Annotated in this window: 14 protein-coding genes and 1 pseudogene; 9 read left to right on the forward strand and 6 right to left on the reverse strand. The window is 49.4% G+C overall.

Annotated features, from left to right (window positions below; all coding sequences use genetic code 11):
- Positions 1-17: 17 nt before the first annotated feature.
- From VST71_08495 to VST71_08525, 7 genes and pseudogenes are all read left to right on the forward strand, one after another.
- Positions 18-158, forward strand: coding sequence for a YjbQ family protein (locus VST71_08495; GenBank protein MEC4685753.1), 141 nt, complete (start codon positions 18-20; stop codon positions 156-158).
- The gene (locus VST71_08500) at positions 112-339 is read left to right on the forward strand and encodes a YjbQ family protein (GenBank protein ID MEC4685754.1); all 228 of its coding nucleotides are present in this window, start codon (positions 112-114) and stop codon (positions 337-339) included. The genes VST71_08495 and VST71_08500 overlap by 47 nt, the downstream gene beginning before the upstream one ends.
- A gap of 207 nt (positions 340-546) precedes the next feature.
- The gene (locus VST71_08505; protein MEC4685755.1) at positions 547-1,641 is read left to right on the forward strand and encodes a hydrogenase small subunit; all 1,095 of its coding nucleotides are present in this window, start codon (positions 547-549) and stop codon (positions 1,639-1,641) included.
- Between the two features lie 93 nt (positions 1,642-1,734).
- Positions 1,735-3,444 (forward strand): annotated as a pseudogene (locus VST71_08510) (nickel-dependent hydrogenase large subunit).
- Positions 3,445-3,561: 117 nt separating this feature from the next.
- The gene (gene cybH, locus VST71_08515) at positions 3,562-4,227 is read left to right on the forward strand and encodes a Ni/Fe-hydrogenase, b-type cytochrome subunit (GenBank protein ID MEC4685756.1); all 666 of its coding nucleotides are present in this window, start codon (positions 3,562-3,564) and stop codon (positions 4,225-4,227) included.
- Positions 4,218-4,694 carry a HyaD/HybD family hydrogenase maturation endopeptidase gene (locus VST71_08520; protein MEC4685757.1) on the forward strand — a complete coding sequence of 159 codons (477 nt, stop codon included), beginning with the start codon at positions 4,218-4,220 and terminating at the stop codon, positions 4,692-4,694. The genes cybH and VST71_08520 overlap by 10 nt, the downstream gene beginning before the upstream one ends.
- 98 nt (positions 4,695-4,792) lie before the next feature.
- Positions 4,793-5,026, forward strand: coding sequence for a HypC/HybG/HupF family hydrogenase formation chaperone (locus VST71_08525; GenBank protein ID MEC4685758.1), 234 nt, complete (start codon positions 4,793-4,795; stop codon positions 5,024-5,026).
- On the opposite strand, the gene VST71_08530 is transcribed toward VST71_08525, so the two are convergent.
- Positions 5,023-5,865 (reverse strand): M28 family peptidase, encoded by an 843-nt coding sequence (locus VST71_08530; GenBank protein MEC4685759.1) that lies wholly within the window; start codon positions 5,863-5,865, stop codon positions 5,023-5,025. The two genes, VST71_08525 and VST71_08530, sit on opposite strands and share 4 nt — an antisense overlap.
- Before the next feature lie 162 nt (positions 5,866-6,027).
- A complete protein-coding gene (locus VST71_08535) occupies positions 6,028-6,456 on the reverse strand; it encodes a peptidylprolyl isomerase (GenBank protein ID MEC4685760.1) in 429 nt (142 codons plus the stop codon).
- A 190-nt stretch (positions 6,457-6,646) separates the two neighbouring features.
- Between VST71_08535 and rmuC the strand changes: the two genes are divergently transcribed.
- Positions 6,647-8,047: a DNA recombination protein RmuC gene (rmuC, locus tag VST71_08540; GenBank protein ID MEC4685761.1), complete on the forward strand. Its 1,401-nt coding sequence runs from the start codon at positions 6,647-6,649 to the stop codon at positions 8,045-8,047.
- 32 nt (positions 8,048-8,079) lie between these two features.
- Here the strand turns inward: rmuC and VST71_08545 are convergent, their stop codons facing one another.
- From VST71_08545 to VST71_08555, 3 genes are all read right to left on the reverse strand, one after another.
- A complete protein-coding gene (locus VST71_08545) occupies positions 8,080-8,802 on the reverse strand; it encodes an ATP-binding cassette domain-containing protein (protein MEC4685762.1) in 723 nt (240 codons plus the stop codon).
- Between the two features lie 65 nt (positions 8,803-8,867).
- Positions 8,868-9,563 carry an ABC transporter permease gene (locus VST71_08550; GenBank protein MEC4685763.1) on the reverse strand — a complete coding sequence of 232 codons (696 nt, stop codon included), beginning with the start codon at positions 9,561-9,563 and terminating at the stop codon, positions 8,868-8,870.
- 85 nt (positions 9,564-9,648) lie between these two features.
- Entirely contained in the window at positions 9,649-10,470 is an 822-nt protein-coding gene (locus tag VST71_08555; protein ID MEC4685764.1) for a substrate-binding domain-containing protein, read from the reverse strand.
- Between the two features lie 230 nt (positions 10,471-10,700).
- Here VST71_08555 and VST71_08560 point away from each other — a divergent pair, with 230 nt between their 5' ends.
- On the forward strand, positions 10,701-11,276 hold the full coding sequence (locus VST71_08560) for a rubrerythrin family protein (GenBank protein MEC4685765.1): 576 nt from the start codon (positions 10,701-10,703) through the stop codon (positions 11,274-11,276).
- A 258-nt stretch (positions 11,277-11,534) separates the two neighbouring features.
- Here the strand turns inward: VST71_08560 and purL are convergent, their stop codons facing one another.
- Positions 11,535-15,482, reverse strand: a complete 3,948-nt coding sequence (purL, locus tag VST71_08565; GenBank protein MEC4685766.1) for a phosphoribosylformylglycinamidine synthase — start codon at positions 15,480-15,482, stop codon at positions 11,535-11,537.
- Positions 15,483-15,570: the final 88 nt, after the last annotated feature.

Consider the following 15,570-nt stretch of genomic DNA (forward strand, 5'->3'; position numbering starts at 1 on the left):
TTCTGGGACGTTCAGGTATGGAGAACGGGCTGGTAACGGTCTTTTGTCCCGGCTCGACCGGGGCTGTTACAACTATAGAATACGAATCCGGTGTGCTCATGGACCTGCGGGATGCCATCGAGAGGATTGTTCCATCCGGCCCTGACCTACGAGCATGACAGGCGCTGGGGTGACGGCAACGGCTTCTCACACGTAAGGGCTGCACTCATGAAACCGTCGCTCACCATTCCCCTCATCAAGGGAAGCCTTACCCTGGGAACATGGCAACAGATAGTCTTTATTGATTTTGATAACAGGGGAAGGAAGAGGGATATAATTGTACATGTTACAGGGGAGTAGTTATGATAGAGGGGCAACTGAAACTGCCTTTCAGACAGGATTAACAGGATTAAGGAAGGATAGGTTTGAAAATTTTCTCCTGAATCAAGTTATCAACTGGGCAACGACATTTTTAAAACAATTTCTTGACAGCTCCCATTTTATGTGCTACCTTATAAACTGATACACCAGTGTTTAAACCTTTAACCAAAAAAGGAGAACGTATTTATGGGGATAGTGTCAAAAAGAGACGGCTCATCTGAGGATACGATTTATGAGGCCCTGAAGAAAAAGGGGGTTTCGCGAAGGGATTTTATGAAATTCTGTACCCTGATGACAGCCACGCTTGCACTGCCTGTTACATTTGTCTCCCAGATAGCCGAAGCCCTTGAGCAGAAAAAGAAACCATATATGCTGTGGCTTGAGTTTCAGGACTGTGCAGGTGACACAGAGGCCCTGCTGAGGGCAAGCAAGCCAACGGTTGCTGAAATCCTCCTGGATATACTCGCTGTGGAGTATCATGAGACAATCATGGCCGCTGCAGGATTTCAGGCAGAGAAATCCCTGATGGATGTTGTCAGAGAGCAGAAGGGCAAGTATATCGCAGTGGTAGAAGGCTCTATTCCCTTAAAGGATGGTGGTGTTTATTGCTGCATCGGTGGTAAGGCAGCAAGTGATATAGTCAAAGAGGTCTGTACTGATGCTATGGCCACAATAGCCGTGGGAACATGTGCAACCTACGGTGGCCTACCTGCGGCAAATCCTAACCCTACGGGGGCAGTAAGTGTAACAAAGGCTGTTCCGGGCATACCTGTATTAAACCTTCCCGGTTGCCCTGCAAACGCAGAAAACATAACTGCAACAATAGTGCACTTCCTTACATTCGGCTCCCTGCCGCCCCTTGACAGCATTGGCAGACCCCTGTTTGCCTACGGCAAGAGGATTCACGACAACTGTGAACGAAGGGCCTCATTTGATGCCGGACAGCTTGTAAGGCAGTGGGGAGATGAAGGACACAGGAAAGGGTGGTGCCTCTACGAGATGGGATGTAAGGGGCCCGAGTCGTTCCAGAACTGTCCCATAGTAAAATACAACGAAGGTACAAGCTGGCCTGTGCAGGCAGGACACGGCTGTATAGGTTGTGCTGAACCGGCCTTCTGGGACAAGATGACCCCGTTCTACAGGCGGCTCCCTCCGCCGCCGGGATTCGGAGTGGAGTCCACGGCAGACAAGGTCGGCGCAGGACTTGCCGCTGCAACAGGTGTAGCGCTTGTGGCACACGGGATTGGACGAATGCTGTCAGGAAGAAAAAAAGACGATTGACAATTTATCATTTATGATCTGACATTTATCATTGAATATCGAGTATTGAAAAAAATCAAAAACAGTCAATAATACCTGGGAGGTGTAGAATAAATGGCCAAGATAGTTGTTGACCCGATTACACGGATCGAAGGGCATCTGAGGATTGAAGCAAAGGTGGAAAACGGCAGGGTTGTTGATGCCTGGTCCTCAAGCACCATGTTTCGCGGTATAGAGATTATCCTCAAGGACCGTGACCCGAGGGATGCCTGGGCCTTCACCCAGAGGATATGAGGCGTCTGAACAACGGTTCACGCAACCGCCTCGGTGAGAGCGGTCGAAAATGCCCTGGATATAACCATACCTGATAATGCAAGGATTATCAGGAACCTGATTACCGGTATACAGTACGTACAGGACCATGTAATCCACTTCTATCACCTCCATGCCCTTGACTGGGTTGATATTGTAAGTGCCCTCAGCGCTGACCCTGCAAAGACCGCATCCCTTGCCCAGTCCTTATCTGACTGGCCGGAATCTTCTGTAACCTATTTTAAAGGGATGCAGGAAAAGCTGAAGGCCTTTGTTGAGCGTGGCCAACTCGGTCCGTTCTCAAATGCCTATTGGGGTCATCCGGCCTACAAACTGCCTCCGGAGGCAAACCTGATGGCAGTTGCCCATTATCTTGAGGCACTTGACTGGCAGAGAGAGGTTATAAAGATTCAGGCCCTGCTTGGGGCAAAGAATCCTCATGCCCAGACATACCTTGTGGGCGGGATGTCCATCCCCGTTGACCCCAACAGTCAGAATGCCCTTAATGCAGGCAGTATTGCCTTTATCTCAGGTCTTGCAAAGAAGGCCCATGAGTTTGTGGAAAAGGTCTACATTCCTGATCTCCTCGCTGTTGCCTCCTTTTATAAGGAATGGGCAGCATATGGCGAGGGAGTAGGCAACTTCCTTGTCTACGGAGAATTCCCCAGAGACAACATCAGCAACACCGATAACCTCTGGCTGCCACGGGGCATTATACTCAATAAGGACCTTGGCACAGTACATCCTGTTGACCACAACAAGATCACCGAATATGTCACCCACTCGTGGTATGAATACCCTGACGGCGATAACAGTGCAAGACATCCATGGGATGGTGTAACGGATTACAAGTATACAGGCCCAAAACCGCCGTATAAATTCCTTGATACCGACAATAAATACAGTTGGCTCAAGGCACCAAGGTATGACGACAAGCCCATGGAGGTCGGCCCCCTGGCCAGGATGCTCGTGGCCTATGCAAGCGGACACAAGAGGGTTCAGGAGGTGGTAAACCATGTCCTCAAGACCCTTGGAGTAGGTCCGGAGGCATTGTTTTCAACCCTTGGAAGGGTTGCCGCACGCGGGGTCGAGACACTTGTAACAGCAGAGATGCTCCCGGTCTGGCTTGATGAGCTTACAGCCAACATGAAGAAAGGCGACTTCAGAATCCATAATGGCGAGAAATGGGACCCTGACACATGGCCAAAAGAGGCCCGGGGCTATGGCTGGCAGGAAGCACCAAGGGGTGCACTCGGTCACTGGTTAAAGATAAAGGATGGAAAGATAGCCAATTATCAGTGTGTGGTCCCCAGCACATGGAACGGCTCTCCGAGGGATGCAAAGGGACAGCGCGGACCCTATGAAGCTGCCCTGATAGGCACCCCCGTAGCCAACCCTGAGCAGCCTTTGGAGATACTCAGGACAGTCCATTCCTTTGACCCATGCATGGCCTGTGCCGTTCATGTTGTTGACCCTGACGGCAGAGAGGTCACGAGGATAAAGGTCGTATGATGAGAAAAGATATCTCGCAAAGGCGCAAGGGCGCAAAGGAAAGAAAAAGCTCTAATAGTTCAAAGAAAACTTTGCGAACCTTGCGCCTTTGCGAGAAAATAAAGTCAGGAGACAGTTATGCAACAAGCTGAAAGGATAAGAGTTTATGCATGGGAGTTTCCGGTCAGACTCACACACTGGATAAATGCGCTCTGCATAGTCGCCCTTTCCATCACCGGATTCTATATCGGCAATCCCTTCATGTATGCCGTATCTTCAAAAGAGTATATCATGGGCTGGATGAGATTTATTCATTTTGTAACAGCCTATACATTAATGATGAGTATTATTATAAGGATATACTGGGCCTTTGCAGGAAACAGGTATGCAAACTGGAGGGTCTGGCTGCCGCTGACAGGCAAACAGTGGAGAGAGATCGGGGCAGCCCTGAAGTTTTATTTATTCCTAAGTAAAAAATCACCCAAAGCAGTCGGCCATACAGCCCTTGCAGGAGTAGTCTATCTCTTTCTGTTCGGTCTCTTTATCTTTCAGATAGTCTCCGGATTTGCCCTCTACTCAGTTAACCATCAGGGCGCTTTATGGACAATCCTCGGTGGCTGGCTTACAGGGATAATGCATCTTCAGACAATAAGGCTCTACCACCACCTCGTCATGTACGTAATTGCCGTCTTTATCATTGCACATGTATACATTGCCTGGTATCTTGACCTCAGTGAACGCAACGGCCTGGTGGGCTCCATCTTCAGCGGGGACAAGTTTGTTTCAGGGAAAGAATGGGAGTAGAGACTGCTGTAGTCGGTATCGGAAACATACTCCTCAGTGACGATGGAGTGGGGGTTTTCGTACTTAACGAATTAAAGAGAAGAAGTGAGCTTCCCGGCAATGTTGAGTTGATCGACGGCGGGACAATGGGACTCGACCTCCTGCCCTTTATTGAAGGAAAAGAGCGGGTTATCTTCATAGATGCCGTAGACTTCAAGGCAGAACCAGGCACTGTCGGAGAGCTCAACAACAATGAGATACCCCATTACTTTTCATCAAAACTATCTGTTCACCAGATAGCCCTTCCTGATATGATAGCTGCAGGACAGTTGCTGGGAATAATGCCCGAGGAGATGTGCCTGATAGGAATACAACCCCGCACCATTGAAACAGGTTACGGCCTCAGTCCTGAAATAGAGAGGCAGGTTGACACTTTAATTGAAAAGGTCATAAACAAGCTCTCCGGGTGGGGAACTGTTTTGAATTGACGATTGACAATTGACGATATCTTGAAATTATTTATTGATCTTAATCCGAGAAATCTGCGTAATCTGCGGATATGACTTTCTGATACAGGAGACCCCACATGTGCCTTGCAGTTCCATCAAAAATAATCAGGATCAACGACCTCATGGCCACAATTGATGTCATGGGTGCAAGGCGCGAGATAAGCCTTATGATATTGCCTGAAGAGGTGAAGATAGGAGACTATGTCCTGGTCCATGCGGGATTTGCAATCCAGAAGGTTCAGGAAGATGTGGCCCTTGATTCACTGGGCCTCATCAACGAGATAGTCTGGCAGATGGAAGAGGAGCGCTAAAATCCCTCTACAGTATGAATCAGGGCCTCTGCCACCTGGGCCATAAAATCCGGTGAAAGTGTTTCAGTGGTATCAGACGGTGTATGGTAGTTGGGATTGCGGAACATTGCGGTATCCGTTATCATAACGGCCGGATATCCGGCATCCCAGAAGGGTGCATGGTCACTGAACCGGGTCTCGGGAAGCAGAAAACCCCTTGCAGGCGCCCTGTAGGTTACGACCTTGAGTTCAGGTACATACCGTTCGGCTGACTCCTTAAATCCCTTCATAATCCTGTCGGCTTTCTTATTCCCCACAACAGCAATAAAGTCACCCACATGCGGTGCCCTGACAAGGGGCGGCAGCAACTGACTTTCAGGTTCATGGCTGATATATCCAACTGATTCGAGGATCAGGACAGCCCTGTAAATCTGCCCCATGGACTTCATCCTGTTCACAAAGTGTTTACTTCCTATAAGGAAATGAATGGTATGCGGCTGTGGTTCTTCAAGGGTAAAGGCCACAAACTTCAGACCCCTCCGCGGTCCCAGACTCCTTGCAGCCTCAAGCATGACAGCCACGCCGGATGCGTTGTCATCTGCTCCGGGACTATCCACCACTGCATCATAGTGGGCTCCTGTCAGCACCCACTCCTCTTTGCTCTCCATGCCAAAGGGTGTTGCTATGATATTGCGGTATGACTTTCCATTAAAAACAAGCTCATCCCGCTGGACCGTAAAGCCGGCTGATACGAACTCTCTCTCGATATATGACGCCCTCTCTTGAAGGACATCATAATGATAGCAACCATCCCTCAAGCCCTCCAGTGCCCTGATTGTCTCAAGAATCCTGTTCTTCATTCACTCTCTCACAATTGCCATGACAATCTCTATCACCCGGCAAGCTCCAGGAGTTCCAGCATAGCCGAACTGCCTGCTGATGGAAAGCATACTCCCGTCTAAAAAAGAAAAAGGGCTGGAAAGGTAAACCCTGCCAGCCCTTTTTACACGATACCGTGTTTTCTAAACTATCTCCACAAGTTTGATCTCAAAGATAAGATCTTTCCCGGCAAGTGGGTGATTAGCATCAAGGGTAATGGAGTTCTCGTCTATCTCGGTGATGGTGACATTGGTAACTGTTCCCTCAGGTGTGCGTATCTGAAGTTCCATGCCTACATCAGGCTCGATATTGGGTGGCACCTGTGACCTTTCAACAGCAACCAGCAGTTCATCCCTGTATGGACCATAGGCCTGATCCGTTGGGATATTAACGGTCTTTGTATCACCGACATCCATCCCGACAACAGCATCTTCAAAACCGGGAATTACCATCCCCTGCCCCAGGGTAAGCTCAAAAGGTTCCCTCTCCAGAGAGGAATCAAAGACCGTACCATCGTCTAAAAAGCCGCTATAGTGAACCCTTACCGTATCTCCTGCCTTTACCTGAACCATTCTTTTCTCCTTTCGTGAATCATGCAGTAAATTGATTTATACACAATTAATTTAGCGTACCATAAATTAATGTCCCTGTACAACTAAAATATAAACTAAATGATGAGTTTTGCAGGGCATGGTTGTTTTATCTGAAATATTTTAAGGACGGATATAGTAGAATAGTTTAATACAACAAAAGAGGTGAAGCATGACGGATATAGTATTTTTTATTATCGGCCTCCTCTCGGGCGGAGTGATTGTCTGGCTCCTCATGAGGGGCAAACTCTCAAAAGAGACAGCCGCTTTACAGTCAGAACATTTCAATGAGCTGGCCGGAATAAGAGAGGGGCTTAAGGCCTCAGAGGCAAGGATTGAAGAGCTGAGGAGCGGAATACTTGAAAAGGATAGACTAATTGATGAGATCAGGAATGAATTAACTGCAGAGAGGACCCAGAGGGTGGAGGCCGCAACAAAACTTGAGTCATCGGAGAAAAGCCTCACAGAACAGAAAAACCTGCTTGAGACAATGAAGAAAGAGCTTACCGATACATTCAATGCCCTTTCCTCGGCAGCGCTGAAGAGCAGCAGCGAAGATTTCCTGAGGCTTGCCACTGAACAACTTGGAAAGGTTGCAGCAGAGACAAAGGGGAAGTTGGGAGAGCACCAGGCTTCAATAAACGGACTCGTTAAACCACTGCATGAAGCCCTCAGGAAATATGAAGCGCATATCCACTCCCTTGAGTCCAGCAGGCGGCAGGATTACGGCAGCCTGAACCAGCAGATAAAGACACTCATGACCACTCATCAACAACTGCAGCAGGAAACAAGCAAGCTGGTCACTGCATTGAGAAAACCGCAGGTCAGCGGTTCATGGGGACAGTTGTCCCTCAAAAGGACAGCAGAACTCGCAGGCATGTCCGCCAACTGTGACTTCTTTGAGCAGGAATCCGTAAGCACTGAAACCGGCAAGCTGAGGCCTGACATGATCGTAAGACTGCCGAATGAAAGAGAGATTGTGGTTGATGCAAAGGCGCCTGTGGATGCATACCTGAAGGTTATATCGAGCACTACGGAGGCGGAAAGAGAGACGGCTTTAACAAACTATGTAAGCCAGGTGCGTGCCCACATGAACGCACTCGGTTCAAAGTCCTACTGGGACCAGTTCAAAAAATCACCAGAGATGGTTGTAATGTTCCTGCCGGGTGAATCCTTCTTCAGCGCGGCCCTCGAACATGACCCGGCACTCATAGAGGACGGCAGCATCAAGAAGGTCATCCTTGCAACCCCGACCACATTCATCGCCCTGCTGAAGGCAATAGCCTATGGATGGCAACAGGCGGAACTCACAAAACATGCACAGGAAATCAGCAAACTCGGCAAGGAGCTCTACGAGAGGTTTGCCGTGGCAATGGAGCATTTCTCAAAGACAGGAACACACCTTGAAAAGGCGGTCGAGAGTTATAACTACGGGGTCAGGTCAGTGGAGTCAAGGCTGCTTCACTCTGTCCGGAGGTTCAAGGAACTCGGCATCTCCAGCAGGAAGGAAGTGCCGGTACTCGAAGAGATCGATGAACGGCCCAGGGGGATTGATATACCTGAATCGGTGTAGTAGCCCTTCATACACCTTAAATATTCCACACATCACCAGACCATATTCCCTGTAACAAACCTGCGCGTCAGATCCTGACCAGGGCTGGAAAAGATTTTTTCACTCTCTGCCTCTTCAATAATACAACCTCCATAAATAAAGGCAACCCTGTCTGCAAGCCTCCTTGCCTGAAACATATTGTGGGTTATCATTATAATGGTCATTCCATTACCGGCCTTGATCTCCTTCAGTGCGGTTTCAATAATCTCCGTATTAACAGGGTCAAGCGAGGCCGTGGGCTCATCAAGGAAGAGATACGCAGGATTTATGACCAGCGCCCTTGCTACCCCAGTACGCTGTGCCTCACCTGATGACAGGGTTCGCACGTTTTTATATATCTTGTCTGAAAGTTTAAACCTCTCCAGGATGTTATGAACCCTGTCCCTGACAACATGCCTGTCCATACCCCTGATACGCAGGCCGTAGGCAACATTACTGAAAACCGTATCATTAAAAAGTGAGTCCCCCGGCAGCACAACAGCTATCTTTCTCTTCAGGGAAATATCCTTTTTTACAGCCCCCCTGTTATCGCTGTATATGACCTCTCCTTTATCCGGAGCCTCCAGGAGCGAGGCTATCCTGAGCAGAGTGGACTTTCCGCTTCCGTTTGGACCGATGATTGCGTTAAAAGAGCCTGCATTAACAGAAAAGCTGCAATCTCTCAAGGCAACGTGACTGTCATAGGTCCTGGATATATTTTTCAGTATCAGGTTCATCCGTTATATTCATGTACAGAAAATTACCGGCAAACAGATATGTCTGCGGATTAATCAGAGTCTGTTTACCTGTACACCCTCCTCTGGAACAGATACATGGCAGAGTTAATCCCCAGGGAGATCAAGAGCAGGATTATCCCGAGCGCTATTGCAAGATCAAAATTACCCTTGTCGTACTCAAGGGCTATGGTTGTTGTCATCACCCGCGTATACCCGGCAATGTTTCCACCTACAATCAGAACCGCTCCAACCTCTGCCATCACCCTGCCGAGACCTGCCATTACAGATGATATAATCCCGTATCTTGCATCCTTCACTACAGCTACTGATGCCTGTATCTCCGTGGCCCCGAGACCAAGGGCTGCCAGCCTTATATTCGGCCTGACAGATGTAATGGATGAATAACTCATCGCCGCTATTATGGGAAAGGCCAGCACTGTCTGGGCGACAATCATTGCCGATGGCGTATAGAGGAGCCCCATAAAACCAAGCGGCCCACTTCTTGAAAGCATCAGATACAGGAACAACCCGACCACAACCGGCGGCAGGCCCATAAAAGTATTCAGTATATTTATAAAAGCCCCCTTAACGGGAAACTCCCTGAATGACAGAACATAAGCACAAACAATCCCTGCAATGGATGCAATGGCAATGGCCACGCCGGAGACATAAAGCGACAGAAATATAATCTCCATCAGCTCTCTATCCAGAGAGGCTATCAGGTGAAAGGCCTTTATGAAAGAAGATAGTATTTCGTTCATTGGATATCAGGAGCATCTAATGTTTGAACAACAGAAGTTTTTTATCTGCGCAAATCCGTGAAATCTGCGGATATAATTCCCCGGCTCACCTTGCATTCGGATGAAAGAGCTGATTCCCACGGGAGTCCCTGAAAGCAGCTATTGCCTTCTGCCCCTTCTCTGAAACAAGAAAATCAATAAACTTCATTGCTTCACTGTACTTCACATACGGGTGTCTTTCCGGATTGACCGCCATTACACCATACTGGTTAAAGAGCATCCTGTCCCCCTCCACCAGTATCTTTAAATCAAGCCGTTCCCTGTCCTTCAGTGCAAGCCATGTCCCCCTGTCAGTAAGCGTATACGCCCTCTTCTCATTGGCGATCCTCAAGGTCTTCCCCATCCCCTGACCAACCTCAAGATACCACCTGCCGCCCTTTGGGGTCATACCCGCCTTTTTCCATATCTTCATCTCCTTCTTGTTGGTCCCCGAGTTATCTCCCCTTGAGACAAAAGGCACTTTGGCCGCACTTATCTTTCCGAACGCCTCAACAGCAGACTTGACTCCCATAATCCCGGCCGGGTCGTCAGGAGGGCCGACAATAATAAAATCGTTGTACATAACATCGTGACGATTTACGAAATAGCCCTCCTTTACGAGTTTCAGCTCATCATCCTTTGCGTGCACAAGCAGTACATCGGCATCTCCCCTTTTGCCGATCTCCAGTGCAGCCCCTGTGCCGACAGCCACAACATCCACCTTTATACCCGTCTCCTTCTCCACAATCGGCAGGAGATAATCAAAGAGTCCTGAGTTCTGGGTGCTTGTGGTGGATGCACAGCGTATCCTTGTCCCGGCAGCAACTGTGCTCACGCATAACACAGACAACATAAAGACCAGCAACATGGCATTTCTGAATAATCTCATACTGTAAAATCTCCTTTTGTTGTTTTATATTGCAAACGTACAGATATATCAAGTTTTTATTATACTCAAAATGAGTGATTCTTTTTAACCGGACAGAAGCATCCAAAACAGACGGTGCAGGAAGAAAACAGGTTGCATTTGATACTGGTAATACCCTACAATTCAGGGTGCAGCACAAGCATGTTGTCGGGCATCGTTTAAACAACTTAATTTATACCGGAGGTGAAGAGATGGCAAGTTTAAAAGGAACCAGAACAGAAAAGAATCTTCTGACATCCTTTGCAGGTGAATCACAGGCAAGGAACCGCTATACTTATTTTGCGTCAAAGGCTAAAAAGGAAGGATACGAACAGATATCAGCCATATTCCTGGAGACAGCGGAGAACGAAAAGGAGCACGCAAAGAGATTCTTCAAGTTCCTCGAAGGCGGTGAAGTAGAGATAACAGCAGCATTCCCGGCAGGCGTAATCGGAAGCACAAGGGAAAACCTCAAGGCATCGGCTGAGGGGGAAAACTTTGAGCATACAAAGATGTATCCCGAGTATGCCCGCATTGCTGATGAAGAGGGTTTCCCGGCAATTGCTGCAGCGTTCAGGGCGATAGCGGCTGTTGAGAGCCAACACGAGAAACGCTACCTGTCGCTACTTGAAAACATTGAGAAGGACAGGGTTTTTAAGCGGGACACCTCTGAAAAGTGGAAATGCAGGAACTGCGGCTACATACACGAAGGCACCGAGGCACCGGAAATATGCCCGGCATGTGAACATCCAAGGTCATACTATGAATTATTCGAAGAGAATTACTGATACCAACACCAGTATCCAGAGATAAAAAAGCCACAACCATGGGAAAGAAGCGATATGATTGACTCTGAACGGTTTTAATTATCACTCTTGTCTCACCCGGACGGTGAGGCGTGATAATTACCTCGGAGACAGACAGGATGTCTGTTGAGAATGAGTGAAGGGTCTGTCATATCGCTTCCAACAACCATATCACTTCCGGATTCGGGGTAATAGTGAGCAAAACCTTACAAACCTTGACTGCAAAGGCATAATCGAACCCTACATTCCTTCACACCACTGCCTGGCATTCTGAAACATCTTCAGCCAGGGAGAGGCATCCAAATCCCGTCTCCATTCTTCCGGCATCCACGCCCACTGCCATTTGAGGAACGTCCTCTCAGGATGGGGCATCATTGCAAGGTGCCGTCCGTCAGGGGAGCAGAGCGCTGCAATACCGTGAGGAGAGCCGTTAGGGTTAAATGGATAGACCCCGGTTACCTCACCATTGTCATCGGCATACCTGATGGGGGCCAACCCCTTTTCCAGAACCTCTTTCTCTATCCTGCTGTCAGGAAAATAGGCCCGTCCTTCACCGTGGGCAACCCAGACACCAAGAACCGAGCCCTCCATGTTCCGGAGCATTATTGCCTGGTCTGAAAAGACCCTGACTGTTGAAAACCGCGATTCAAACCTGTCCGAGCGATTCCGGATAAACCTCGGCTGCTCCCTGTCGTCTATCCCCCTCCAGGGGACCCATCCAAGCAGTGCCATCAACTGGCAGCCGTTACATACACCAAGGCTGAATGTGTCCTCACGCGTATAAAACCTCTCAAACTCATCAAAAATCCTTGAATTAAACCGTATGGCACCGGCCCAGCCCTTGGCAGAGTCAAGCACATCAGCGTAGCTGAAACCGCCGACAAAGGCTATGCCCCTGAATCCATCAAGGGTAACCTTTCCGCTCAGGAGGTCGGTCATGGTGACATCCCATGTATCAAACCCTGCCTGATGAAAGGCAGACGCCATCTCCCTGTCGCCGTTGCTGCCCTCCTCACGGATAATGGCCACCCCTGGTTTGTTCTCCCTTTCGAGCAAGTCAGGAGCGGTCGTCTCCGGCGTAAAGGTCAGGTGGTATGACGGTCCCACTCTTTCACGGGAAACCCTCTTCTCCTCATCAACACAGAGGGGGTCGGCCTGGAGCCTGTCAAGATTATAGCTGGTCTCCTCCCACATCCCCCTCAGCAGGGGCATCGACTCTTTTATTTTCTCTTTTCCGTTAACCTTTATCCGTACCGTCTTTTCAGCGAGGGTCTTTCCTATTACCTGACAGGGCACACCACTGTCTGTCAGGACCTTTAAAACTGCCTCCTCTTTCTCAGGCATATACTCCATCACAAGGCCGAGCTCCTCTGAGAACAGTACCCTCAGCGGGTCAATGTCTGCTGCGAGGTCTATCTCAAGACCGGAATTACCGCCAAAGGCCATCTCAAGCAGGGTGGTGACAAGGCCGCCGTCACTGCGGTCATGGCCTGAAAGTATAAGGCCGTCTGCCAACAGTTGCTGTACTGCATTAAAGGTGCGTTTTAAAAGCCCGGGGGTTTCTACATCAGGGGAGTTATCTCCAACCTGACCATAGACATTGGCAAGTGCTGATCCGCCAGGCCTGTATCTTCCTTCTCCAAGGTCGATATATATAAGCCTGCTTCTGCCGGGCATCTTTATATCAGGGGTAACCCCCATGGTTATATCAGGGGAGGTGACATAGGCTGAGATAACCAGGGTTCCGGATGACTTGACCACCTCCGTGCCATTATCAGGGTCTTTTACAACAGCAGCCATGGAGAGGCTGTCCTTGCCCCCATCTATTGCAATCCCCAGATCAAGGAGTATATCCCTCAAGGCAACGGCTGCATCATAAAGCCTTGCCCCTTCACCCGGCAACTTTGCCGCCCACATCCAGTTGGCGGAACATTTTATATCCTCAAGTGCTGAAACCCTTGCCCAGACTATATTTGTCAGCGCCTCCCCCACACTCAGCCTCGCCATTGCCGCAGGGCTTATAAGACCCTTGACCGGCTGTTCCCCGATAGAGATAGCAGCACCTGTAAGGCCAAGATGGCTCTGTGCCACTACTGCCGCATCAGCAAGGGTGAGCTGCAGGGGACCGGTACACTGCTGCTGTGCAATGAGGCCTGTAACGCTCCTGTCTACCTTGTTTGCAAGGAACCTCTTTGAACCGACTGACAGGAGTCTCAAAACCCTCTCAAGGGCATCCCTCACAGTAAGCCCTTCGGGCAGTCTCAACGGCTGAAGCCCTGTATTTATATGTTCGAGTCTGAACGTCTTCTGCGGCATCTTGCCCAGGATTTTTGAGAGGTCAAGATTTACGGGTGTGGTGTCATCAAACGCATCATGCAGGACAATGTACCCATCGCCTGTAATCCCGCCAATCACGGAAAAGGGCACCTTCTCCCTCTCACAGAGTGATTTAAAAACATCTATCCTGTCAGGCCCTATGAGAAGGGCATCATTCTCCTGATACTCCGCACCCCATATCTCGAGCACAGAGAGTGTATTATCTCCAACAAGGACATCTCTTATCTCAATCCTCGCACCGGCCGGATAAATAATCTCCTTGACAACATTGCAGTTTCCGCCTGCACCCTGATCGTGAATGCTTATGACCGGATTATCCTCAGCCATCTCAACGCAGGCACGGATTACCCGGTTGAGTTTTTGTTCCATCTCGGCATCACCACGCTGCACAGCGCTGAAGTCGAGTTCCTCAACATTCTCTCCCTGTATCATACTCGAGGCTGCACCACCACCTATACCGATACGGTATGCCGGCCCTCCAACCTTTACAACAAGCATTCCCTTTTCAGGCTCGCCCTTCTCTATATGCCTTGCATCTATCTGACCGACTCCTCCGGTAAACATGATGGGCTTTATCCACTCCCGCCTCTCACCGTCAGGGAGTCTCAGCCCAAAAGAGCGTGTAAAACCCTGTATCAGCGGCTCACCAAACTTGTTGCCGTAATCTGAGGCCCCGTTGCTCGCCTCTATCTCTATCTCAAGGGGAGTGGCAAGATTGGATGGATAAACAAATGTCTCATCCTCCCAGGGCAGAGGGTAACCGGGAATATTCAGGTTACCCACACAGTACGCTGCAGTCCCTGCCACAACAAGGCTGCCCCTGCCGGTGGCATGGCCATCCCTTATCCTCCCCCCTGTACCTGTCTCTGCCCCGGGAAATGGGGCAACACCTGTGGGAAAGTTGTGTGTCTCTGCTGTAAAGATGATGTGGTACTTCAGTTGTTCCGGGGAGTAGGGGGAAGGATTTCCAGGATTCCGGGGCATAAGGCCCATAATCCCGTATCCAGCTATGGCGCTTGAATTGTCCTTAAAGGCGATAACACTGTTGCCCGGCCTGGCAAGAAGGGGTACCGTTACAATATCCATGAGGGTATCGGGAACCTCTCTGCCGTCAATTACCAGTCTCCCTTTAAAAAACCAGTGCCGGGAGTGCTCACTGTTGGACTGGCCCAGGTCAAAACACTCGACATTGGTCGGGTTACGTCCTATCTCCTTAACAAAGAGGTTGTAGTAGTAATCAATATCCCAGTCGTCAAGACCAAGGCCCAATTTCCTGTTTATCCTCTGCAGGGCCTCAGGCCCCTCTTCGATAAGGGGAACCACATAGACAGGCTCAGGCTTTATACCGGTCTCAAAGGTCGTCAGCCTTTCAGGGTAGTAACACTCGGTCATCCTGTCATGCACGAGCGGCAGGAAGAGTGATAGTAAACGGTCAAGCGTTTCACGGTCATGCGGGGAATTCAGCAGTACGCGGTATCTGCGTGAACGTTCTATGCGTGTGACACCCGTCAAACCGCAGGAGCGGCATACGGAGACCGCATTAGTCGACCAGGAGGTCGTGAAATTCATCCTCGGACCGACCTCCGCAAGAAAGGCTGAAAAATTTTCTGTGCTGCCCTGCTCTAAAAAAGACTCTGAGGAAAGGTTTTCAGGCTCAAAAGTCTCGGAGAGGAGCCATTGCAGTGTCTCCAGCTCCTCAGTTGCAAGCGGGGCAGCGGCCTCAACATAAAAACAGAACTCCGTCTCTATATCGTCCACATCAGGAGACACCCCTTCCCTGACACGTGTAAGGAGGTTCTCTTTCCTGGTCTCTGCAAGTGCTGGTTTTCTGTAAAAGTATGTAAGTTTCAATTGAAATATACCATTGGATGAGTTTGACGTGGAGTATTGTAACCAAAATCCCGTAATTTTTAAAACCGGCGCAGATTCAGTACCGAAA

The sequence above is a fragment of the Nitrospirota bacterium genome, assembly GCA_035873375.1.
GTDB lineage: Bacteria > Nitrospirota > Thermodesulfovibrionia > Thermodesulfovibrionales > JdFR-85 > BMS3Bbin07.